The sequence below is a fragment of the Rhodopirellula sp. MGV genome, from assembly GCF_002251265.1.
Lineage (GTDB): Bacteria > Planctomycetota > Planctomycetia > Pirellulales > Pirellulaceae > Stieleria > Stieleria baltica_A.
In genome coordinates this window covers 121,261-142,472 of record NZ_NPDI01000001.1, presented here as the reverse complement: position 1 = coordinate 142,472, position 21,212 = coordinate 121,261, and the positions used below count along the sequence as shown (strand labels likewise).

Sequence of the window (21,212 nt, the reverse complement as noted above, 5' to 3'; positions counted from 1 at the left end):
GATCACGGATGCACCTCTTTGGTGACTATCCCACGCTGTCCCGCCACGATCACACCAACAACGCTCAGCATGACAAACAAGCCAACGAGCAACAAAGGTACCACGTAACGATAGGGCCAGTGAGACACTTCGACTTCAAGTTCTTTTGGCGTAATAGCAATCGGTTCGCCAGTTCCGGACAAAGCTCGCACGCGGTAGTGGTAGATACCGTCGGGCAACCCGGAAATGAAAGCTTGTGAAAAAACGCCCGAGTGCAGGACACTTCCATTGCGATCGATCACTTCGTATCGCGCCGCATCCGGCACGTCAGCCCAAGTGATCGACACATAACCTTCGCGAACCCTTGACGGGATATCCTCACCAAAAGCGATCGCCTGCAATTCGCCGCCGCTGGCTTCATCCGAAAAGCCAACGTCGTCCGAACCGGACGATCCATCGATCGACGTTTGGATGGCAGGAGCGTCTGCGAATCCAATCGTAGTTGTCATCAACAGAAACAGCCCGAGCCAACCGGGGCGTGACGCGGTCGCACGCAAGACGAAACGTATCGGCGGCGTTGACCGCCGAAGTCTCATGGGCGTCATTTTTGATCTACCAAGTGATTCAGCGTGACAGTTCGTCGATTGCGTTGGAATGAGGACGGAGCAGATACCGCTTTAGCGGCGTCGAACTCGTTTTTGCCAGTAGTCAACGCCCATTTCGTTCATGGGGGAGCCGTCGAGACAGACAATGATTTTTTCTGTCCCACGCTCGACCGACTTCAATTGCTTTGCCGCCGCTTCACCGCTAATCGCGTCGATTGGAACGGTCGACAGCACACTGCCTGCGTCACCGACTTGTTGAACGTCGTAAGTCTTCATCTCGGTGAATTCCGTCATGAGTCTTCCTCAATACGTGTTCAGAATGTCCGGCACGACAACGTTTGCGCACCGCTGATTGCTGCACACCACGATTCGCCAGGTGGGCCCCGCAGAACTACATCCGAGCAGTTTTAGCAGGCGTCGACCGGTAGAAAGTCCGCCAGGGAGACAGGACATGACGTCCTCCCTCGATGCAATCCAGTAACCTTCGCCGAACGCGACACGATCTCCGAGACCAACGCAAACAGCGAGAAATGGTGCAAAGTCGCGGTCCCTCAAGAGGCACGACAAAAAATCCGTGTCGTGCGAACGACAAGCGCTTTGCGAAAAATGATGTGCCGTTAATAATACGTGCTAGAGAAATAATTGCAATAGCAAACATCCTGCGATTACCTCTCCTTGGTGACAGGGCATCCCCAACTTCTTTCGCAATCACAGCGTTTTGAGCCTGGTTTACTCTCCAGTGTGATCGCGCAAGAGCACTCGATCGGATGCCCCACGCTGACTAAACTTCGCCACAGCTAGAGTGTCGCTGGCGGATTACGATTTGAAGCCGCTGGATGACCACCAGCTAGCAAACGGTACAGAGAATGACTGGGTTAGTGACGACAGGTCCTGTGAGCAAAGACGAACCGATCGGATTTCAGATCCTCCGCGCCATTCGGCGAATCATTCGCAAAACTTCAGAGCACTCCCGGCACGTTGGTCGTCAGGCCGGAGTGAGTGTCCCACAGATGCTGTGTTTGCGAGCGATTGCCGAAGCGGATCCGGGACAAGAGATAACCGTTGCGAGTGTTGCCGAAACCGTGCAGCTTTCGGCACCAACCGTCTCGCGAATTTTGGACCGGCTTGAGAAGGGCGGGTACCTGAAACGTGAACGCTCGAGTGTCGACCGACGTAAGGTTTTTGTCGCATTGACCGAGCAAGGGATACACCGTCTCGAAAGTTTGCCTCAACCGTTGCACGAACAATTCCTCGCGCGTCTGGAATCGCTCGAGGAAAACGAACGGATCGAACTGCGCCGGGCCCTCGAGCGAATCGTCGAGTTAATGGATGCTTGTGATATCGATGCCGCGCCGGTACTGACGCCAGAATTAGAAGTTGGCATTGTCGCCGAGAACAACTGATTCTCTCTGCTTGTAGCATTTACTCCATTCGCGAAAACGACACACCAAAACGTAGGTGAATGGAGTACATCGTTTGGTGACCGCAAGGCCAACGGAGGCATCTTGTGAAGGCTAACCCTCAACTGCCTTCGATCTGATACGGCCACCACTGACGGCCGACCCTCAATCAAACAGTCAAGAAGATTGCGTGATTGCGAATGGTTTCACCCCGGAAAACAAGGGTTTGCCTGCGGTCGTCAATCAATTTTCCCTAACGGTGTCTGTTTACCGTCGTTTCGCTCACGCGCAACTTTCGACGTTCTAGATTTCCAACGTTGTCACGAAGTGGGAACACCTCCTCTGGTGAAGCGTCGCTCTCTGCGGAGCTCGACGTACATCCAATGGACCGTTCGCAAGGGTTGTTCGCATTCGTAGCGTCTGCCTTCACTCTGCGGATCAGTTTCACTTCATTGATCCTGCAAAGTTTGCCGGCGACGCTCGACAATCCTTAGTGAGTCGTCGTGCGGAGTCCAAACGTGGCAGGCTACATCTAACGTTTAAGTAGGAATCGGGGGCATGGAAACGATCAACATCCCGTTGGTGGGTTCAATCGGAGTCGCACAAGCTGAACAACTTCACGCATCAATTCGCGAAGCGTTGCAATCGGGTGACAAGTTACAGCTTGACTTCACAGAAGCTCGCGATGTCGACGCCTCGATTCTTCAGTTATTGATCGCGGCTCAAGCGGCCTGCGAAGAGAGTGACAAGTCGATTGAATGGATCGGCGTGTCAGAGCAACTGGCGAATTCTTTAAAGCGAGCCGGCGCGGAAGAACTGCTTCCGGCTGAAGCGTTTGCCGGGGCCACAGAGTCAGAAGCGTAGATCGATGGCGTTACACAGATTGCAACATGAGTTGAACCTGGAGTTCGCCGGGGGAATTTCGCGATGACCGATTCAGCAAAAAGTATTGGGCAACAGGTATGGGGCGGATTGCGGAGCCTTGGCAAACGCTTGCGTCCTGGCGGATTGTCAACAGAGGTGTCGGCGTGCCTGCCGGTGTTAGAAGTTCTCCAAGCGCAGATTAAAGACGCGGTCGAGAAGGGGAACACAGCCACGGACAATTTGAGCAGTTCGTTTGGCGACATGGCACAACGTGCTAGAGAAGTAGTACGCATGGCAACGGACTCGCGGCGTGGCGAGTCAACTGCTGGGGTGGAACAGGTTCGTGAGGTGGTTTCAGAGTTGTTGACCCAGGTTCGTCAGACGAGCCTTTCGACTCAGGAAACGGCAAGCATGTTGGCGGACATCGAACGCGATGTGCAAGACGTCGAATCCTGCATGGTCAAGATCGAAGACATCGCCAATCGTTCTCGCATGGTCTCGCTAAACGGCCAGATCGAAGCCGCCCGTGCTGGCGACTTTGGTGACGGCTTTGCTGTCGTGGCATCGGAAACGGGCGACCTCGCCCAAAACGTATCCGAAGCCAGCAAGCGAATTCGGGAAGTCGTCGATCGCCTTGCCAGTTCACTTAGGGCGACTTACGAAAAAACGCAGAGCTTGGTCACTGTCGAACAACAGGCGACCGCGTCCTGCGAACAGCGTGTCGAGGAGATGCTTTCCAGCCTGGCTCAATACCAAATGGAACTGGAAAACAATCTCGAATCGACAAAGACATCAAGCGACGAATTGGCGGGAGCCATTTCGATGTCGGTGATGACGTTGCAGTTCCAAGACGCGGTCAGTCAACGGATGCACCATGTCACCGCAACGATCAACGACATACGAGAAACGTTCGGATCAATCGTTGGCGACCAGCCGCGCGGCCTTGCCAAGAAGCGATCACAACAATGGCTGGACAAACTTTCCGCTTCGTACTGTATCGACGATGAACGCCGCGTTTTCAGTGGTGACTCGGAACCCCAAGAATCCTCTAACGAATCCAACATTGAGTTGTTTTAACCGGAGCTCTAGAAGAAATGGCTAACACTGCGCTAGTGGTCGATGACTCCACATCGATGCGTCAAATGGTGTCCTTCACTCTAAGGGACTCTGGTTTCGACGTTATTGAAGCGGGTAACGGAGAAGAGGCGTTGAAGAACGTCGCCGGAAAGGACGTCAAGGTTGTCGTCACCGACTTGAACATGCCGGTGATGGACGGGATGACGCTGATCCGCAGGCTCCGTGCTGACGCGAAGTACAAATTCACGCCCATCTTGATGCTGACCACCGAATCACAAGATTCAAAGAAGCAAGAGGGGCGAGCTGCCGGGGCGACTGGCTGGATTGTCAAACCGTTCAATCCCGAACAGCTCATGCAAGTAATTAACAAGGTCGTACGCTAACTCGAACTGACAGAGAAAACCCATGAAGGTCGACATGCGTCAGTTCCTGGAGTCGTTTTTCGATGAAGCTTGCGAGCACATCGAAAATATGGAAGCTGCCCTACTGCAGCTCGAAAGTACGCCCGACGACACGGAACTGCTCAATACAATTTTTCGTGCCGCACACTCGATCAAAGGTGCGAGCTCGACATTCGGTGTTCACGGCGTGGGCCAATTTACCCACGTGCTCGAAAGCCTGTTGGATCGGATGCGCGAAGGCGAAATCCAAGTCACCAGCGATACCACCGAAGTACTCCTCGCGTCGGTCGACGTCCTCAGCGGACTGCTATCGGCAGCACGCGATGGGACCCCCGAACCAACGAACACCGCCGAAGTGGTCGCCCGCTTGGAAGAGATCAATGGCGGCGCAGGCGGGCCGGCACCGGAGGCATCCGATGCACAAGCGACTGACACGACCGAATCCGGCCCTGCCGAATACGACGTCCTGTTTCGACCTTCCAGCCACTTTTTCCACCTCGGTCTTGATCCGCTGTTGTTGCTTCGCGACCTGGAAGAATGCGGCACCGTTAGCGAACTGAAACTCGACACATCGCAACTGCCAGCGATCACCGAGATGGACCCCGAGTCATCGTACTTGGCATGGACCCTGCGTTTGCAATCTGATTGCGACGAAAGCGAACTCCGTGACGTGTTCATGTTCGTCGACGACGAAACCACTGTCGAATTCAACCAGTCTGAACCGGAAGAACCGGCCGAAGTCGCTGAATGCAATTCCGAAGTCGACGACGAAGCGTCCGACGAAGCGGCGCCGCCGACCGCTGCCAAATCAGCCGCCAAGGACGCAAAAAACGCATCTGCGAAGGCCGCCCCGCCCGCTCACCGTGAATCGGTGCGCGTCAACGGCGAACGGCTCGACAGCATGATCAACCAGATCGGCGAGCTCGTCATCGGCATTTCGATGGTCGAACAGGAATGGGCCGGAATGAACGGCGGGACCGATTCGCCTGCCATCGTCCAACTGAGCAAAATCGTTCGCGACCTTCAAGAACAGAGCTTGTCGCTACGGATGGTTCCGGTCGCGGCAACGTTCCAAAAAATGGCTCGAATCGTTCGCGACTTGAGCAGCCGACTGGGCAAGAAAATCAACTTCGAAGTCTCGGGTGAAGAAACCGAGCTCGACAAAACGGTGGTGGACCAGATCGGTGACCCGCTGATCCACATGATCCGCAACTCAGTCGACCATGGGATCGAGTCCCCCGAAACTCGCATCGCGGCGGGTAAACCGGCCGAAGGTGAGATCTCGGTTCGAGCGTTCCACCAGGGCGGAAACATTTTCATCGAACTGAAGGACGATGGAAAGGGAATGGACCTTGACCGGATTCGCCAGAAGGCGATCGACCGAGGCATCGTCCACCCCGACGAAAAACTATCTCAACAAGAGATTTGCGAACTGGTGTTTCATGCCGGATTGTCGACGGCCGAAAAGGTTACCGACGTTTCAGGTCGCGGCGTCGGCATGGACGTCGTTCGTAGAAACATTGAATCGCTCAAAGGAAGCGTCACGCTAAATTCCAAACCCGGTAAAGGCACCGTCGTGACGGTCCGTTTGCCGCTGACATTGGCCATCCTCGATGGCCTGTTGATCAGCTTGGGATCGGAAGTTTACGTGATTCCTCTGTTGTCCGTCGTCGAATCGTTCCGCCCCAAGCGGAGCGAAGTCAAACGATTGGCTAACAACATGGATGTGGTTCAAGTGCGTGGCGAAGTCGTACCGATTTTGCATCTCCACTCGGTCTTGAATCTCAGCGATGCCCAGACTGATCCTTGTCAGGGTTTGCTCGTGATCGTCGAAGACCACGATATGAAGTTCGCGCTGTTGGTGGACGACCTGATCGGACAGCAACAAGCCGTTATCAAAAACCTCGAAGCAAACTTCCGCAAAGTCAACGGTATTGCCGGGGCAACCATTTTGGGAGACGGGCGTGTGGCCCTGATCCTTGACATCGTCAGTCTGAAGTCTTTGGCGGGCTAGTGCGGCTCGCGTTCCATCCCGCCAAACCAGTTCGACCACGTGTCATACCTGGGCTTTCTAGATAGGTAAATCGATGACAATCACCCAAGAACTAGAATCAATCTCTGAAGCGCTCAAAGTCGCCGAGAACACCGACATCAGCGACATCGCTCAGGTGACGGAATTGTCGACCGACGGAAATCAGTTCCTGACGTTCACGCTACAGGACGAAGAATTCGGGATCGAAATTCTTCGTGTCCAAGAAATCAAAGGGCTTTCGCGTATCACTCCGATTCCGAACATGCCTTATTACATCCGCGGCGTGATGAATCTCCGCGGAACGGTTGTCCCCATCATTGACCTGCGTGCCAAATTCGCAATGCCAAAGGTCGATTACAACCAGTTCACTGTCATCATCGTCGTCACCATCGGTGACAAAGTGATCGGACTGGTCGTTGACGCCGTTAGCGACGTGCTGAACGTCGCCGAAGAAAACATCGAATCGGCCCCCGATCTTGGTGGCCAAGCCGACACTGCGTTCATGACAGGCATCGCCAAAAGCGGCGAGCGTCTGATCACCTTACTAAACATGGACGACTTAATCGGGGCGGAAACCGTTTCGATGTAACGAGCCGGACACACCGTTCGACTCCTGGGCGACCACCGGATCGCATCGCCATCCGGACTTCGGTCGTCGTTCCTTCGCGGATCACCTCCGCTAACTCCTAGATTTTAACCACACCATTCAAACGAGGGGGCACCACGAATGGCCACCACTAAACCGACGAACCAAAAGACCGCACGCCGCACCGAATCACGTAAACCGACGCGTCGGGCACCAGAACCCGAACCCGTCGAAATCGACGAACAAGACAGCTTTGATCACGACACCATCGATCAGATCGAAGAACTGATGTCCGTGGTGGATCGCGCAGTCGAAGGCGATTACTCGGAAGAAATTACAGTCACCGGCGACGATGCGGTCGGACACCTAGCCGACGGTCTGCGTACCGTCCTGGCCGACATTTCCGCAACGAAGTCACAGCTCGTCGATTCCCAAGGTCAGCTGGACGCGATCAACCGATCGCAAGCGACCATCGAGTTCAAGCTCGATGGGACGATCATCACCGCCAACGACAACTTCCTCAACGCACTTGGCTATCGACTCGACGAAGTGAAAGGCGGCCACCACCGCATGTTCGTCGATGACAAGTACGCCAGTTCGCCTGAGTACCGTCAGTTCTGGTCGGACCTGGCCAACGGAAAATTCCAGTCGAGCGACTTCGAACGATTCCGCAAAGACGGCACGTCGATCTGGATCCAGGCGACGTACAACCCTGTCTTCGACGCCGAAGGCAAGCCGTACAAGGTCGTCAAATTCGCAACCGACATCACCGAAGCGAAACAGAAAGCGGCCGATCACGAAGGTCAAATCAACGCGATCAGCAAGTCACAAGCGGTGATCGAATTCGAATTGGACGGCACCATCCGTACTGCCAACGAGAACTTCCTGAAAGTTGTCGGCTATTCACTCGACGAGATCCAGGGCAAACATCACCGGATCTTCGTCAATCCTGAGCATGCCAACTCGGCCGAATACCGAAACTTTTGGTCCGACCTGGCGTCTGGCCGATTCCAATCAGGCGAGTTTTTGCGTTACGACCGCAATGGAAAGCAAGTCTGGATCCAAGCATCGTACAACCCGATTCTCGGCCCCAACGGAAAGCCGTACAAGGTCGTCAAGTACGCTTCGGATATCACCGAAGCCAAGAAATTGCTGGAACAAGTTGCCGAAGCCGAAAAGGAAGCGACTCGCCAAACCGAACGCGCTCACAAGGCGGTCGACGAAATCCTCGATGCGGTAAGAAGTGCCCAAGACGGCGACTTCAGCAAAGTCATCACCACCACCGGCGAAGACGCAATCGGGGGCCTCGCCGACGGCATGCGTGATTTCATCGCACAGAAAGAAATCACCGACAAGGAAATGGCTCGCATCGAGTCGATGATGGAGCAAACACCGATCAACGTGATGTTTGCGGACACGGACTACATCATCAAGTACATGAACCCCGCGTCCACCAGCACGCTGCGTCGACTGCAGGAATTCCTGCCTTGTCGTGCAGACGAAATGATTGGTCAGTGCATCGATATCTTCCACAAGAATCCCTCGCACCAACGTCGCATGTTGGCCGACCCAAGCAACCTGCCGGTCAAAGCAGATATCAAAGTCGGCCCGGAAACGCTTTCCTTGCTGGTTAGCCCGATTTACGACGCGAACCGTCAATACCTCGGTGCGATGGTTACTTGGGAAGTCATCACCGAGCGATTGGCGATGGAGCAGCAGATCAAAGACAAGATGGAAGAAGACCGCGTGCGTTCGGAAGAAACGCAGCGTAAGGTCGAAGTCGTCTTGAACATCGTCAACTCGGTTGCCGACGGTTGCTTCGACGTCACCTTCCCCGACCTCGGACAAGACGGCATCGGCAAAGTCGCCGGTGCACTTGAGAAAGCGGTCCTGTCGGTCCGCGACGCTCTCGTTGAAGTCCGCGAAGTTTCCTCGACCGTCGCGACGGCATCGACGCAGATGTCCAGTGCGGCCGAAGAGATCTCACGTGGTGCCCAACAACAAGCCGCACGCTTGGAAGAGACGGCATCGAGTCTGGAAGAAATCACGACCACCGTCAAACAGAACAGCGACAACGCTCAAGAGGCTCGGGCACTTGCCAACGGGTCACGCGACGTCGCTTCCGAAGGCGGTAAAGTCGTCGGTGACGCGGTCCAAGCGATGCGTGAAATCAACCAATCGTCGAAGAAGATCTCGGACATCATCACGACGATCGATGAAATCGCATTCCAAACCAACTTGCTGGCTCTCAACGCAGCCGTCGAAGCCGCACGTGCCGGTGAGCAAGGTCGTGGATTCGCGGTGGTCGCATCCGAAGTTCGCAACTTGGCACAACGCAGTGCCTCGTCGGCCAAAGAGATCAAGAGCTTGATTCAAGATTCGGCCAGCAAGGTCGAGAAAGGAACCGAGTTGGTCAACAAGTCCGGCGAAACGCTTGGCGAAATCGTCGACTCGGTCAAACGTGTGACCGACATCGTCGCCGAGATCGCGGCCGCGTCGCAAGAACAGTTGACCGGTATCGAACAAGTTACCAAAGCGGTCACACAGATTGACCAACTGACCCAAGCCAACGCCAGCCAGACTGAAGAAATGGCCGGCACCTCGGGATCGGTTCTCAATCACGCCCGCAGCTTGGACCAGATGGTCAGCCGCTTCCAATTGGGAACCGGTGGCGGATCGGGCAACCGTGGTTCGTCGCGACCGGCCCCGCAACGTCAGCACGCCCCTTCGCCCTCATCATCGATGGGCGGACACGATGATGACGACTTTATGGATTTCTAAATCCGACAGATAGGACAAGATCGTGCCGCAATTCGAGTGGCATGATCGGATCCGACGTAGACTCCCCTTGGTGCCACTGCCCCGGGGGAGTCTTCGAGACTGGGCACCGCTTGCACGCGAAAACGACGTTGCAACCGGAAGGCGTATTCTTTGCTGGAGAGTTGACATCATGTCCGGATTGACACAGCGCATGCAACAAATGTTTTCAACGCGGGATCGATTGCACTCCAATACCGACGAGTCGAACAGTTGGGACGATTTGCTCGCCTCTTGTGCCGAGCTTCTGAACCTGACGGCCAGTCTAGGAATCCATGTGGTTCAACCCTTGCGTCAATCTTGCAGGCACACGAATCGCATCATGGAACACATCGACAAGATGGATGAAGAGAGTTCGACCACGATGACGTCCATCCAAACGACTCTGCCTGATCAGGAACCGTAAGACGGTCGTATCGTTTCAGTGTTACTCAGTTCCCTTCACTTCAAAGGCTGATGCGTCGACCGGTTCGACGCACTTTGATTCACCCCAAGTTCACTATGCCTTCGACTGAAACCTTGGCAGAGGATGCCGCACAGCAAGCCGTCCTGCGAATCCCACAGTTCCGGCTTCTTCGTGAACTGATCTACGATACAACCGGGATTTCTCTTGGTGACAACAAGCTGGACTTTATCCAGTCGCGGCTCCGCAAACGCCTCCGTCATCTTAAAATGGATTCGTTTGCGAAATACTATGACCTGCTGAAATCGCAAGGCCCTCAGGGCGCCGAGATGCAGGAGATGATCAATCGCGTTACGACGAACAAGACGCACTTCTTCCGCGAAGATCACCACTTTGAACATCTCCGCAACAACATTTTCCAACGCATGATCGAAGAAGCGACGCGGCGTGAGCGTCCGCGGAGGCTTCGTATTTGGTGTGCGGCGGCTTCGACCGGCGAAGAGCCCTACACCCTTGCCATTTCGGTCCGTGAAGTCTTCGCCAACCAGCCAGGTTGGGACATTCGCATCTTGGCGACAGACATTGACACCAATGTTCTCGAACGTTGCAAAGAAGCGACTTATATTCCCGACCAATTACTTGAAACACCGGGCGAAATCGTCAAAAGGTATTTTTCGCCGTCGAAATCAACACCTGGGTCACTGACGGTCCGCCAAGAAGTCAAAGACCTGGTTACGTTCCGCCAGCTGAACTTGCTGGAATCGGAATGGCCGATTCGGACGCAGTTCGATGTCATTTTTTGCCGTAACGTGTTGATCTATTTCGATCAGCCCACGCAAGACACAGTCATGCGGCACATGGCAGATTACCTCAAACCCGAAGGAACGCTGTTCATCGGGCACTCCGAATCGCTTTCCGGATTGGCGAGTACCTACACTCGAGTTGGCCGGACAATCTACCAACACACAAATTATGTCGGCGGACCGGCGAGCGGGTCACAGTCACAGCCACAATACAGCACGCCGACGCCACGGCCGATGCTTTCCGGCAACTCCCCGCGCAATGACGCCTCATCGACTCCCGTTGCCAAAGCAACTGCGCCACTCGAACGAAAATCGATCATCGTCGGGGACATTCATAGCAGCGACAAACCGATGCTGATCAGCACGGTACTGGGTTCATGCATCGCCGTTTGCCTGTATGACGACGCAATCAAAGCCGGCGGGATGAATCACTTCGCGCTGCCGACCGGTCAATTGGGATCACGAAAGATCGCCAGCTTTGGCGTCCACGCCATGGAATTGCTGATCAACGAAATCATGCAACTCGGCGGCGACCGACGCCGACTGAAAGCCAAGGTGTTCGGCGGAGCCAATGTTTTGGGAATGAGTGGTGAAGACAAGATTGGCCAAAAGAACGTCGACTTCATCCGCAACTTTTTACACACAGAAAACATTCCGATTACGGCCGAGTATCTCGGTGGCAATCAAGGCATGCAGGTTTTGTTCGAACCATGCAGTGGACGGGCAAAAATGAAATTGCTTGACCATTCGAAAACGATCGAAGCCGAAAAAATCGACCGCGCTCAGACGACGACGAAGAGCGAGCCGGTTTCCGATATCACATTGTTCTAAATCAAAACGTCTAAAATCGCCGAGGGGGGCACAATGTCGAAAATTAAGGTTCTAGTGGTCGATGACTCAGCTCTAATGCGGCAGCTGATCACGAAAATCCTATCCGAAGCGCCGGATATCGAGGTGATCGGGTCGGCAAGTGATCCGTACAAAGCACGCGAGCGTATCCTTGCCCAGCAGCCAGACGTTATTACGCTCGACGTCGAAATGCCGCGCATGGATGGCCTGACGTTTCTAAGCAAGTTGATGCGTTCACGCCCAATGCCGGTGGTGATGGTTTCCTCGCTGACCGAAAAGGGCTGCGATACGACGATTCGCGCGTTGGAATTCGGCGCTGTCGACTTTGTCACCAAGCCCAAGGTCGACGTGACCAATGGGATGGCGACTGTCGGTGATGAGATCGTCGAAAAAGTTCGGACCGCGGCACGCGCCAAGGTCACCAAACTCGAAATCCCCGATGTCGTCGTTCAAGAAAAGGTTTCGAACACGTCGTCTGACGCGTTGATTACCAGTACTCACAAAGTGATCGCGATCGGGACTTCAACCGGTGGGACCCAAGCACTCACCCAAGTCCTACCGAAACTGCCTTCGAACATTCCTGGCATTGTTGTCGTTATCCACATGCCTCCAGGATTTACGGGACGTTTTGCCAATCGCTTGAACGAACTCTGTCAAATCCAAGTCAAAGAAGCTCAGCATGGTGATATGATTTTGCCAGGCCAAGCGTTGATCGCACCGGGCAATTTCCATATGACAGTCGGGCGTAGCGGTGCTCGTTACATGGTGAAGCTCAATGACAACGCTCCGGTGAACCAGTTCCGGCCTTCGGTCGATGTATTGTTCGACTCTTGTGCGAAGTACGTCGGAAGTAACGCTCTCGGCGTGATCTTGACCGGAATGGGATATGACGGTGCCGATGGAATGCTGGCGATGAAAAAAGCTGGCGCCGCGACAATCGCACAGGACCAAAATAGCTGCGTTGTCTTTGGTATGCCCAACGAAGCGATCAAGCGTGGTGGCGTCGACACGGTCATGCCGCTCAATCAGATTGCCGAGGGAATCCTGAGTCACGCGAAAAAGATGACCGCCAACGTCTAACCAAAGATCGATGATTCGCTGTCACCCAAAACTCCGTCGGTATCAGCAGCAGCCTCACTTGCTGCGTTTGCGGAGATGCAGGCGACGTCGCCGTCAGATCATTTCAACATCGCGGTCTTAACAAGTGGTCGCAACCCCTTGGTTGTTGGCCGCGCTCGCTGAAGCCAATCGGTGGATAAATCGCATTTTCTCGATCACCGGTGGCGTGAACACTTCGGGCACAAGGTCCAGTAGCCCCATGTCGCGATTGAGTTCATTCGCCATGATCCCGATCCGCCGATAATCGGTGATCAATGAATCAAAGTCGGCTTCGGTGAGACGGTCGCCGTCGTCTTGAAAGTGACCAAAGGTTCGCGCGATCGCGATCATGTCCAAGTAGGCATTGAATGTCTCCGCGAAATCCTCCCAAGGGTGCATTGTCGCGTATTCGCTGACAAAACTCTGTTGCCAGTTCGCCGGCGCACCTTGTTCGTAATAGCGATCACGTGCTTCACCGTACTCCGGATCGCGTTCGTCGCCGAAAATCGCTCGACATTCTTCAATGCAGCTTGTCTGCACACATTTCTGCCAAAAATAGTGTCCGAGTTCATGGCGGAAATGACCAACCAGCGTTCGGTGAGGCTCGCCGAACTGCACCCGGGTACGTTCCCGATGAACGCTGTCTGCTTCCGCCAGGTCGAGGGTGATCACACCATCGGCATGTCCGGTCGAGACGGGCTCGGTCGACGATGACTTGAATTCGAACAGCAGCTTCGGTTCCTGCTGATCATTTAATGGCAGCCCGATTCGATCAATGTCGTAAAGCACCCGGTGCTTTGCCCGCTCGACCAACCGCCACTGTTTGAGGTTACTGTCGATCGATGGGTCGGGAATCACCTGATTCAGTTCACAATAACGGCACCTGGCTTCAGGGTCGCTCTGACGCGTTGTTCCGTTGCAAACTTGGTACTCCGTCCGATTTTGGCACATCGCCAACGTTTCACCACAATTCGTGCAGCGCTGCGAAACGTCAATAGAAGTGACCTTCGAGCAACACGCGCACCGCCCCACCTGACTGCCACAGCTTACGCAATGGTCACTGTGGAAAAACAGATCGGCACCACACCCGCACTGAAAGGTTTTCATTGTGCAACACAGATTCAAAGAGGTTGAAAATCGGACAAGGACGTATCATCCAGGTCGACTGCCACTCAGTCGACATTCGCCGTACCACTAGAGCAACTGATGTGCCAAGACGTCGAGGACGGATAGCCAAAACGCGGGGAAGAACTTTATCATTCAGTCCTGACGTTCCCTCGATTCGGCCCGCGGCGTGATTATCCGCGAATTCCAATCAAGGCGAAACGCTGTCTTCTTGGCCACTATGCGGACGCTTCGATGTTTGATCATGACTCACCTTTTGCTTCTCGGATTTGGCCGTGGGCGATTGGCGCACTCGCGATTCTCAGTCTGATCGGTTTGATTGTGACCAGTTGGATCTGGGCCGACTTCGGGCGTGAACAAGAAATCGTTGGCAAGATCACCAAGCACCTCCCAAACAGTGACTTGCCGGACGCGAAGGAATTGGCCGGCGAACTTCGCTTGCAGTCTCGTTTGACGGCGCTGCTCATTTTGAATTTGTTGGGGTCAGCGATCACCCTCGCGATGCTGGTGCGTTCATACGTGGTCAACATGACGCAACTGCGAAGCGTACAAGTTCTGGCAACCGATATTCTGGCGAGCTTGGACCAGGCGGTGATCACCGTCGACTGCGAAGGAAAAATCTTAAGCGTGAATCCCTGCGCGATCATGATGCTGGGAACGGATCCGATGTCAGAGGAAACGACTCTCGCCCAACTCCCCAAGCCTTATCGTGTGCTGGATAACTTGCGATCAGAGGTGCTGCAAAAGCAAAAACCGGTTCGTGATCACGAGTACGTTTTCGAGTCGAAGGTTCAAACACGCTTTCTGAGAACCGGTTGCAATTTATTGCATGACCACCAGGGCAACCAAATCGGTGTCGTGATCCACATCTTGGACGTTTCAGAAAAGGCACTGATTGAGCGGCGATTGCGCCGGATGGAACGGTACATGGGGCTGGGCTCACTGGCCGCTGGTCTCCAGCATGAAATCAAGAACCCTCTCGCGGCACTGTCGCTGCATGTCCAATTGTTGGCAGAGGCACTTGAAGACGAGGGGGATGAAGAAACGGTCCAGGAAAGCCTCGAGGTGCTACGGACGGAAGTACGCAGAGTGACCTACGTGCTGGAGAGCTTCCGGGAATACGCCTCGGTCGCAGAACTTCACCGGATCCAAATCAACCTGATTGACTTGATCGACAAACTCGTCCGCCTGACCGCCCCCCAGGCGGCAGCCAAAGGAATCCAGCTCGTCACACCGATAAATCGCACGGGTCTACGTGTCAGCTTGGACGCCGATCGCATGGAACAGGTGCTGTTGAATTTGCTACTCAACGCTTTCACCGCAATGCCCGAGGGCGGCAAAGTGACTCTTGAAACGGAAGACCTGAGCGATTGGGTGGCGATCCGCGTGATGGACGAGGGATGCGGGATCCCCAAAGACCTTCAAGACAAAGTATTCGACCCGTACTTCACAACACGAAACGACGGGACCGGGATGGGGTTGGCGATTTCCGAAAAAATCGTACGGCAACATGGGGGGCGTCTCGAACTTGAAACAGGCGTTGCCGGAACGACCTTCAGCGTGCTGCTTCCGAAGCACGAAAGAGTGCTTGCCGGCGATGCCACGCCACCCGAGATGAGCCACGACTAGCCCGAAAAAATGGGCTCAATCGCGCAGTCAAGCGATCTGCCATTGCAATCGTGTGCCACCCTGTGACGATCGGTCAATCCACGAGGCTTTTTCATTGACACTTTATTGGTGCCACCCTAATCTGAAAGTCGAGTCTAGGCCTCTCAATCTTTTCATCGATCGAAATGTTTCGCGCCGTTCTTCTTTTCACCACAACATGCCTGTTGGCGATTGCGTTTCAACCGCAGTCGGCACACGCGAGTTGCGGTGATTGGCTGCAGCATTCAATCGAAAATCCCACCGGGCATGCGCAGATTGACTTCCCAATCAGCCGTGACTTTCCTGCCGTTCCCTGTGACGGCCCAAATTGCCAAAGCGTCCCGGTGCCCGCGATCCCAGTTTCTTTTGCGGACGGTAAGGTCACGCGAAACACGCAGCCACTCGCAGTCCTGCGTCTCCAAGACCACAGTATTGAGTCCGAGCTTGGCTATGCGTTGGTCGAATCGAATCAGTATGTGCTGCCGGGGCATCTCTTGCCGATCGAACGGCCTCCACGTGTCTAGTGTTCGAATTCGCGTCAACGCAACCTCGCATGGTGCCCACTCGCAATTTCTAGTTGGTGCCCCCTGTTGATCCGCGATTGCAAGCCAATCGATTGACGCGAATTCCCAGACCAATTTTCGCTTTCCGCTGATGCCCCTGCCAGGTCATTGCGGCGCACACAATACTGTCGATCACGCTAGGAATTCCGACCCCATGTCCACGTCATCCGGTGCGGGCACAGCCAAGCCAACACCCAAGAAAAAGAAATACGTCCGCGCCGTCGGGCCAAAGCTACGCAAGCTGCTCTATTTCATCTTCGTTCTCTTTGCGTTGCTGTTTGCCAATTCGGGTTACCTGGGGCTGATCACTTTCTTGGAGTGGTTCTCGCAGGAAACTTACCAGGACTATTACTACCAATACATGTTCCTCGCCCACCTATTGCTGGGCGTGATTTTGATCCTGCCGGTGGTGATCTTTGGCTTCGTCCACATGTGGAACTCCAAAGACCGTCGCAACCGACGGGCGGTCCGCATCGGATACGCACTGTTCGCGATCAGCCTGCTATTGCTGATCACCGGGATCTTGCTGGTTCGCATTGCGGGCTTTGACCTGCGGCAACCGTTCGCGCGCAGCACCGTGTACTGGTTGCATGTCGCGTCACCGCTGTTGTTGGTCTGGTTGTATTGGCTGCACCGATTGGCTGGGCCACGTATCAAATGGAAAATCGGCATGAAGTTCGCGGGTGTCGCTGGTGCGGCAATCGCGTTGTTGGTGATCATGCAAACGCAGGACCCGCGCCAGTGGAATTCCATCGGTCCAGAATCCGGCGTGCAGTATTTCGAGCCCTCGCTCGCTCGAACCAGTACCGGTGATTTCATCCCAGCCGACGCGCTGATGAACGACGAGTACTGTTTGAAGTGCCACGCCGACATCCACAAAGATTGGAGCGACAGCGTTCACCGCTTCAGCTCGTTTAACAACCCGCCGTACTTTGCCAGCGTCAGCGACACTCGCGAGAAATCTCTCAAGCGAGACGGTAGCGTTCAAGCGTCGCGTTGGTGTGCGGGCTGCCACGACCCGGTGCCGTTCTTCTCGGGCGCATTCGACGATCCGAACTTTGACATGCTGGAACACAAGACCGCCAAAGCAGGCATCACCTGCACGGTCTGTCACGCGATCACCAACGTCAACAGCGTCCGCGGAAACGCCGACTACACCATCGAAGAACCGTTGCATTACCCATTTGCCAGTAGCGACAATGCGATGCTGCAATGGGTCAATAATCAACTGGTTAAAGCGAAACCGACGTTCCACAAGAAAACGTTCTTGAAGCCGTTCCATAAAACGGCCGAGTTCTGTTCGACCTGCCACAAGGTCCACTTGCCCAAGGCACTGACCGGTTACAAGGAATTCTTGCGTGGTCAGAATCACTACGATCCTTACCTCTTCAGTGGAGTGTCGGGTCACGGGGCACGCAGTTTCTACTACCCGCCAAAAGCAGTCGACAATTGCAGCAAGTGCCACATGCCATTGGTCAAGTCCGACGACTTTGGTGCTCAAATGTTTGACGACGCGACCGAGTTGAGCGTCCACGATCACTTGTTCCCGAGTGCGAACACGGGGCTGGCATGGCTGCGTGATCGCGACGAGATCATCAAGGCACACCAAGACTTTTTGAAAGACACCATGCGGGTCGACATCTTCGGCATCCGCGAAGGTGGCGAAATCGACGGCAAACTGGTCGCCCCACTGCGTCCGACCGTTCCTGAGCTGGTCCCTGGCAACAAGTACTTGCTGGAAACCGTCATCCGCACGCTGAAGCTGGGTCACCTGTTTACGCAGGGAACGGTCGACTCGAACGAAGTCTGGTTGGAAGTCACCGTCACCAGTGGCGATCGCGTGATCGGCCGCAGCGGTGCGGTCAACGAACAACGTGGCAACGAGGTTGATCCTTGGTCGCACTTCGTCAACGTGTTCATGCTGGATAAAGACGGCAATCGAATCGATCGCCGCAACGCCGAGGACATTTTCACGCCGCTTTACAACCACCAGATCCCGCCGGGAGCTGGGCAAACGGTTCACTACGGTTTGACGATTCCCGAAGACGTCGACGCACCCGTCACCGTCGAATTGAAATTGCAATATCGCAAGTTCGACCAGCGGTACATGGATTTTGTCGCCAAGCAGAACGAAAAGCTCGGCCAGATCATCCGCGGACACGAAGCCGGCCAGGATTACATCAACGAGTTGCCGATCACGACGCTGGCCACTGACACAGTGACCTTCCCGGTCCAAGGCGTCGCGTCGAGCGTCAGCAACGCAGAACGTGACATCCCGGTCTGGCAACGCTGGAACGACTACGGCATCGGGTTGTTGCTCAAAGGCAAAGCCGAACTTCGTCAGGCCGAAGAAGCATTCAGCGCGGTTGAAAAACTGGGACGTTACGACGGACCAATGAACCTGACTCGCGTGTTTAATTCAGAAGGTCGCTTGGATGATGCCGTCGCGGCACTGAAACGAGCGAACGAATTCAGCGACACCGACGGATTCCCGCGTTGGACCTACGCTTGGTTGTCTGGTGCGGTCAACGCCCAGCAGGGCCGCTTGGAAGACGCGGAAAAGAACTTGCGTAGTGTGTTGGAAGACAGCACCGAAGAGATGCAACGCCGCGGATTCGACTTCAGTCTGGACATCGAAGTGATCAACTTGCTTGGCCGAACGCTGTTCGACCTGGGCAATGTTCGTGATCGCCAAGGCCGTGGTGATGAGAGTCGCAAGTATTTCGAAGAAGCGATCACCCGCTTCCAGAAAACCCTGGAAATTGATCCCGAAAACGTGACCGCTCACCACAACCTTCGCGAGCTATACGAGAAGATTGGTGACCGAGAGAGTGCGGCGAAACACCGTGACTTGCACGGAATCTACAAGCCAGACGACAACGCCCAAGGTCGGGCGGTGCGATTGGCACGTCAAAAATACCCTGCGGCAAACCATGCCGCGGAAGCTGTCGTGATTTATTCACTGCAGCGAGAAGAAGCACTGCAGGAGAGTGATGAAGCCCAAACGTCCGAAACCGAAACGAAAGCGGAGGCAACCAATGTCAACTGAGAATCAATTGGAAACCCTGCGTCCTTCGCCCGAGGAAGAAGCCCGTGACGATGCGGACATCGGCAAGGCGTTTCGCATTTCGTTTGCCGTCATCGCGTTTCTCGTGCTCGTCGGCGGAACCGTAGCAATCGTGCTGCGAAGCCGCGTCACGGCACCACCGGTCAAGGAAACCGAACTGGCTGCTGTCGAAACACGCGAAATGCCAAAGGTGCAAATCCCGCAGACCCCGTTCACCGACATCACCGACAGCTATGGCGTCGAATTTGTCCACAACAACGGCGCCGTCGGTGACAAGTTGCTTCCTGAAACGATGGGCGGCGGCGTCGCAACGTTTGACTTTGACAACGATGGCGACCAAGACGTGTTGTTTATCAATTCAAGCGACTGGCCTTGGGACAAAGCAAGCGATCGTCAATCGACATCGGTGCTCTACCGCAACGATGGCGACAAGCTGACCGACGTTTCCGCCGAATCGGGACTCGCCCTGAGCGACTATGCGATGGGCGTCGCGGTCGGTGACTTTGACAACGATTCCTGGGTCGACGTGTTTGTAACCAGCGTGGGTGCCAACCACCTGTACCGAAACTTGGGCAACGGCAAGTTCGAAGACGTGACCGCATCGGCCGGAGTCGCTGGTGACGCGGATCGTTGGAGCAGCAGCGCTGGCTGGTTCGACTTTGACAACGACGGCGACTTGGACTTGTTCGTTTGCAACTACGTCGAGTGGAGCCGCGAATACGATCAGTCGCAAGAGTTCCAACTGATCGGTGGTGGTCGTGCCTATGGCCGTCCGCAGAACTTTCAAGGCACCTTCCCCTACCTGTACCGCAACGAAGGCGACGGCAAGTTCACGGACGTGTCCGAAATCGCGGGGATCCAAATCCGGAACCCTGCCACGGGCGTCCCGCTGTCAAAGTCCCTGGGGCTTGCGTTCTGTGACTTTAACCAAGACGGCGCGTTGGACATCGTGATCGCAAACGACACGGTGCAGAACCTGCTGTTGCAAAACGACGGCAAAGGCAACTTTACCGATGTCGGTGCACTCAGTGGTATCGCGTTCGATTCCAGCGGCAATGCACGTGGTGCGATGGGAATCGACATCGCGTCGTTCCGCGGTCCCAAGGCATTGGCGGTCGCGATCGGCAACTTTTCCAACGAAATGACCGCGTTGTACGTCGCCAAGACTGGCACGATGCAGTTCTACGACGAAGCGGTCAGCACCGGACTTGGGCCGACCACACGATTGCTGCTGACGTTTGGCTTGTTTTACTTTGACTACGACCTCGACGGTCGTTCGGACCTGTTCTGTGCCAACGGACACTTGGAAGAAGACATCAACCGTGTTCAGCCCAGCCAACACTATGAACAGCCACCACAGTTGTTCTGGAATGCCGGGCCACAGTTCGATACGGAGTTTGTCGCGGTTGGCCAAGAATCGGTCGGCACCGACTTGCTGAAGCCAATGGTCGGTCGCGGAACCTCGTACGCGGACTTGGATAACGACGGTGACTTGGACGTGATCGTCACCTCCAGCGGACGCAAACCACGCCTGTTGCGAAATGATCAACAACTTGGCCACCACTGGTTGCGTCTGAAACTGGTTGGCGATGGCAAGAACACCAACCGTGACGCGATCGGATCTTGGGTCGAAGTCACCGTTGGCGAACAAAAACTGCGTCAACAAGTGATGCCGACGCGAAGCTACCTTTCGCAAGTCGAGCTGCCACTGACGTTTGGTCTTGGCCAATCCGACAAGGTCGATGATGTCACCATCATCTGGGCCGATGGGTATCGCCAAACGATCGATGCACCAGCGGTCGACCAGGTTCACACCATCACGCGACAATAGTCCGCGATTCAAATCAAACGATGTCGTCCGTTAATGATCGATTCGATCGACGGCATCGTTGCATG

At 55.0% G+C, this 21,212-nt stretch carries 17 protein-coding genes; 14 read left to right on the top strand and 3 right to left on the bottom strand.

Going from position 1 to position 21,212, the window contains the following annotated elements:
• Positions 1 to 2: 2 nt before the first annotated feature.
• Together CGZ80_RS00385 and CGZ80_RS00380 are read right to left on the bottom strand one after the other, a co-directional pair.
• On the bottom strand, positions 3 to 575 hold the full coding sequence (locus tag CGZ80_RS00385; protein WP_143543669.1) for a hypothetical protein: 573 nt from the start codon (positions 573 to 575) through the stop codon (positions 3 to 5).
• An 81-nt stretch (positions 576 to 656) separates the two neighbouring features.
• Complete coding sequence (locus CGZ80_RS00380) at positions 657 to 878, bottom strand: hypothetical protein (protein WP_094410793.1); 222 nt, start codon at positions 876 to 878, stop codon at positions 657 to 659.
• Positions 879 to 1,477: 599 nt separating this feature from the next.
• On the opposite strand from CGZ80_RS00380, the gene CGZ80_RS00375 reads away from it, so the two are divergent.
• The 10 genes from CGZ80_RS00375 (at position 1,478) to CGZ80_RS00330 (ending at position 12,896) form a co-directional block, all read left to right on the top strand.
• Entirely contained in the window at positions 1,478 to 1,987 is a 510-nt protein-coding gene (locus CGZ80_RS00375; RefSeq protein ID WP_198953592.1) for a MarR family winged helix-turn-helix transcriptional regulator, read from the top strand.
• A 555-nt stretch (positions 1,988 to 2,542) separates the two neighbouring features.
• The gene (locus CGZ80_RS00370; RefSeq protein ID WP_094410791.1) at positions 2,543 to 2,848 is read left to right on the top strand and encodes a lipid asymmetry maintenance protein MlaB; all 306 of its coding nucleotides are present in this window, start codon (positions 2,543 to 2,545) and stop codon (positions 2,846 to 2,848) included.
• 63 nt (positions 2,849 to 2,911) lie between these two features.
• Complete coding sequence (locus tag CGZ80_RS00365; RefSeq protein ID WP_094410790.1) at positions 2,912 to 3,925, top strand: methyl-accepting chemotaxis protein; 1,014 nt, start codon at positions 2,912 to 2,914, stop codon at positions 3,923 to 3,925.
• Between the two features lie 17 nt (positions 3,926 to 3,942).
• Positions 3,943 to 4,308: a response regulator gene (locus tag CGZ80_RS00360; RefSeq protein ID WP_094410789.1), complete on the top strand. Its 366-nt coding sequence runs from the start codon at positions 3,943 to 3,945 to the stop codon at positions 4,306 to 4,308.
• 22 nt (positions 4,309 to 4,330) lie between these two features.
• Positions 4,331 to 6,340 carry a chemotaxis protein CheA gene (locus CGZ80_RS00355; protein WP_094410788.1) on the top strand — a complete coding sequence of 670 codons (2,010 nt, stop codon included), beginning with the start codon at positions 4,331 to 4,333 and terminating at the stop codon, positions 6,338 to 6,340.
• Positions 6,341 to 6,413: 73 nt separating this feature from the next.
• On the top strand, positions 6,414 to 6,947 hold the full coding sequence (locus CGZ80_RS00350; RefSeq protein ID WP_094410787.1) for a chemotaxis protein CheW: 534 nt from the start codon (positions 6,414 to 6,416) through the stop codon (positions 6,945 to 6,947).
• A 138-nt stretch (positions 6,948 to 7,085) separates the two neighbouring features.
• On the top strand, positions 7,086 to 9,725 hold the full coding sequence (locus CGZ80_RS00345) for a methyl-accepting chemotaxis protein (protein WP_198953591.1): 2,640 nt from the start codon (positions 7,086 to 7,088) through the stop codon (positions 9,723 to 9,725).
• A gap of 169 nt (positions 9,726 to 9,894) precedes the next feature.
• A complete protein-coding gene (locus tag CGZ80_RS00340) occupies positions 9,895 to 10,167 on the top strand; it encodes a hypothetical protein (RefSeq protein ID WP_094410786.1) in 273 nt (90 codons plus the stop codon).
• 95 nt (positions 10,168 to 10,262) lie between these two features.
• The gene (locus CGZ80_RS00335) at positions 10,263 to 11,798 is read left to right on the top strand and encodes a CheR family methyltransferase (RefSeq protein WP_158222488.1); all 1,536 of its coding nucleotides are present in this window, start codon (positions 10,263 to 10,265) and stop codon (positions 11,796 to 11,798) included.
• A 33-nt stretch (positions 11,799 to 11,831) separates the two neighbouring features.
• Entirely contained in the window at positions 11,832 to 12,896 is a 1,065-nt protein-coding gene (locus CGZ80_RS00330; protein ID WP_094410784.1) for a chemotaxis response regulator protein-glutamate methylesterase, read from the top strand.
• A gap of 117 nt (positions 12,897 to 13,013) precedes the next feature.
• On the opposite strand, the gene CGZ80_RS00325 is transcribed toward CGZ80_RS00330, so the two are convergent.
• The gene (locus tag CGZ80_RS00325; protein ID WP_094410783.1) at positions 13,014 to 14,021 is read right to left on the bottom strand and encodes a putative zinc-binding metallopeptidase; all 1,008 of its coding nucleotides are present in this window, start codon (positions 14,019 to 14,021) and stop codon (positions 13,014 to 13,016) included.
• Between the two features lie 252 nt (positions 14,022 to 14,273).
• Between CGZ80_RS00325 and CGZ80_RS00320 the strand changes: the two genes are divergently transcribed.
• The 4 genes from CGZ80_RS00320 (at position 14,274) to CGZ80_RS00305 (ending at position 21,147) form a co-directional block, all read left to right on the top strand.
• Positions 14,274 to 15,668: a two-component system sensor histidine kinase NtrB gene (locus CGZ80_RS00320; RefSeq protein WP_094410782.1), complete on the top strand. Its 1,395-nt coding sequence runs from the start codon at positions 14,274 to 14,276 to the stop codon at positions 15,666 to 15,668.
• Positions 15,669 to 15,832: 164 nt separating this feature from the next.
• Positions 15,833 to 16,210 carry a hypothetical protein gene (locus CGZ80_RS00315; RefSeq protein ID WP_094410781.1) on the top strand — a complete coding sequence of 126 codons (378 nt, stop codon included), beginning with the start codon at positions 15,833 to 15,835 and terminating at the stop codon, positions 16,208 to 16,210.
• Between the two features lie 193 nt (positions 16,211 to 16,403).
• Positions 16,404 to 19,298, top strand: a complete 2,895-nt coding sequence (locus CGZ80_RS00310; RefSeq protein WP_094410780.1) for a tetratricopeptide repeat protein — start codon at positions 16,404 to 16,406, stop codon at positions 19,296 to 19,298.
• The gene (locus CGZ80_RS00305) at positions 19,288 to 21,147 is read left to right on the top strand and encodes a CRTAC1 family protein (protein ID WP_094410779.1); all 1,860 of its coding nucleotides are present in this window, start codon (positions 19,288 to 19,290) and stop codon (positions 21,145 to 21,147) included. Before CGZ80_RS00310 ends, CGZ80_RS00305 begins: the two co-directional genes overlap by 11 nt.
• Positions 21,148 to 21,212 lie beyond the last annotated feature (65 nt).

Excerpts from the sequence above, each read along its gene's own strand:
- CGZ80_RS00305 (WP_094410779.1), top strand. The coding sequence starts at position 19,288 with ATGTCAACTGAGAATCAATTGGAAACCCTGCGTCCTTCGCCCGAGGAA.
- CGZ80_RS00335 (WP_158222488.1), top strand. The coding sequence starts at position 10,263 with ATGCCTTCGACTGAAACCTTGGCAGAGGATGCCGCACAGCAAGCCGTC.
- CGZ80_RS00330 (WP_094410784.1), top strand. The coding sequence starts at position 11,832 with ATGTCGAAAATTAAGGTTCTAGTGGTCGATGACTCAGCTCTAATGCGG.
- CGZ80_RS00370 (WP_094410791.1), top strand. The coding sequence starts at position 2,543 with ATGGAAACGATCAACATCCCGTTGGTGGGTTCAATCGGAGTCGCACAA.
- CGZ80_RS00380 (WP_094410793.1), bottom strand. The coding sequence starts at position 878 with ATGACGGAATTCACCGAGATGAAGACTTACGACGTTCAACAAGTCGGT.
- CGZ80_RS00385 (WP_143543669.1), bottom strand. The coding sequence starts at position 575 with ATGAGACTTCGGCGGTCAACGCCGCCGATACGTTTCGTCTTGCGTGCG.
- CGZ80_RS00315 (WP_094410781.1), top strand. The coding sequence starts at position 15,833 with ATGTTTCGCGCCGTTCTTCTTTTCACCACAACATGCCTGTTGGCGATT.
- CGZ80_RS00340 (WP_094410786.1), top strand. The coding sequence starts at position 9,895 with ATGTCCGGATTGACACAGCGCATGCAACAAATGTTTTCAACGCGGGAT.
- CGZ80_RS00310 (WP_094410780.1), top strand. The coding sequence starts at position 16,404 with ATGTCCACGTCATCCGGTGCGGGCACAGCCAAGCCAACACCCAAGAAA.
- CGZ80_RS00360 (WP_094410789.1), top strand. The coding sequence starts at position 3,943 with ATGGCTAACACTGCGCTAGTGGTCGATGACTCCACATCGATGCGTCAA.
- CGZ80_RS00345 (WP_198953591.1), top strand. The coding sequence starts at position 7,086 with ATGGCCACCACTAAACCGACGAACCAAAAGACCGCACGCCGCACCGAA.
- CGZ80_RS00355 (WP_094410788.1), top strand. The coding sequence starts at position 4,331 with ATGAAGGTCGACATGCGTCAGTTCCTGGAGTCGTTTTTCGATGAAGCT.
- CGZ80_RS00325 (WP_094410783.1), bottom strand. The coding sequence starts at position 14,021 with ATGAAAACCTTTCAGTGCGGGTGTGGTGCCGATCTGTTTTTCCACAGT.
- CGZ80_RS00350 (WP_094410787.1), top strand. The coding sequence starts at position 6,414 with ATGACAATCACCCAAGAACTAGAATCAATCTCTGAAGCGCTCAAAGTC.
- CGZ80_RS00365 (WP_094410790.1), top strand. The coding sequence starts at position 2,912 with ATGACCGATTCAGCAAAAAGTATTGGGCAACAGGTATGGGGCGGATTG.
- CGZ80_RS00320 (WP_094410782.1), top strand. The coding sequence starts at position 14,274 with ATGTTTGATCATGACTCACCTTTTGCTTCTCGGATTTGGCCGTGGGCG.